Source organism: Mesorhizobium sp. ZC-5, assembly GCF_025753855.1.
Classification (GTDB): Bacteria; Pseudomonadota; Alphaproteobacteria; order Rhizobiales; family Rhizobiaceae; genus Neomesorhizobium.
Genome location: NZ_JAOWPT010000058.1, coordinates 1 through 1,176 on the forward strand (window position 1 = coordinate 1; position 1,176 = coordinate 1,176).

Genomic DNA, 1,176 nt, shown 5'->3' on the forward strand with positions numbered 1-1,176 from the left:
TTACTCTTTGATGCTTGCGACGATGCCGGCGCCGACGGTACGGCCGCCTTCACGGATGGCGAAGCGCAGCTTCTCTTCCATGGCGATCGGCACGATCAGTTCGACATCGACCGTGATGTTGTCGCCCGGCATCACCATCTCGGTGCCCTCGGGCAGCGACACGATGCCGGTCACGTCCGTCGTACGGAAATAGAACTGCGGACGGTAGTTGGTGAAGAACGGCGTGTGACGGCCACCCTCCTCCTTGGTCAGGATGTAGGCTTCGGCCACGAACTTCTTGTGCGGCTTCACCGTGCCGGGCTTGGCCAGCACCTGGCCGCGCTCCACACCTTCACGGTCGACGCCGCGCAGAAGCGCGCCGATGTTGTCGCCCGCCTGGCCCTGGTCGAGCAGCTTGCGGAACATCTCGACGCCCGTGCAGGTCGTCTTCGAGGTCGGGCGGATGCCGACGATCTCGAGCTCCTCGCCAACCTTGACGATGCCGCGCTCGACGCGACCGGTCACAACCGTGCCGCGGCCCGAGATCGAGAACACGTCCTCGATCGGCATCAGGAACGGCTTGTCGATCGGACGCTCCGGCGTCGGGATGTAGGCGTCGACCTGAGCCATCAGCTCGCGAACCGCCTCTTCGCCGATCTTCTTGTCCGAATCCTCAAGCGCTGCCAGCGCCGAACCCTTGACGATCGGAATGTCGTCGCCCGGGAACTCGTACTTCGACAGAAGCTCGCGAACCTCGAGCTCGACCAGCTCCAGAAGCTCGGCGTCGTCGACCTGGTCGACCTTGTTCAGGAACACGACGATCGCCGGAACGCCGACCTGGCGGGCCAGAAGGATGTGCTCGCGCGTCTGCGGCATCGGGCCGTCGGCAGCCGAAACAACCAGGATCGCGCCGTCCATCTGCGCAGCACCGGTGATCATGTTCTTCACATAGTCGGCGTGGCCGGGGCAGTCGACATGCGCATAGTGGCGGTTCGGCGTCTCGTATTCGACATGCGCCGTCGAGATCGTGATGCCGCGCGCCTTCTCCTCAGGCGCCGCATCGATCTGGTCGTACGGCTTGTACTCGCCAAAATACTTCGTGATCGCAGCCGTCAAAGACGTCTTGCCATGGTCAACGTGACCAATCGTGCCAATGTTCACATGAGGCTTATTACGCTCGAATTTACCTTTTGCCAT

The 1,176-nt window shown here is 62.6% G+C and carries 1 protein-coding gene; it reads right to left on the reverse strand.

Annotation, left to right across the window (positions count from 1 at the left end; genetic code table 11):
• Positions 1-1,176, reverse strand: a 1,176-nt coding sequence (gene tuf, locus OHD58_RS30480) for an elongation factor Tu (protein ID WP_263807308.1), incomplete at its 5' end; no start/stop codon positions are given.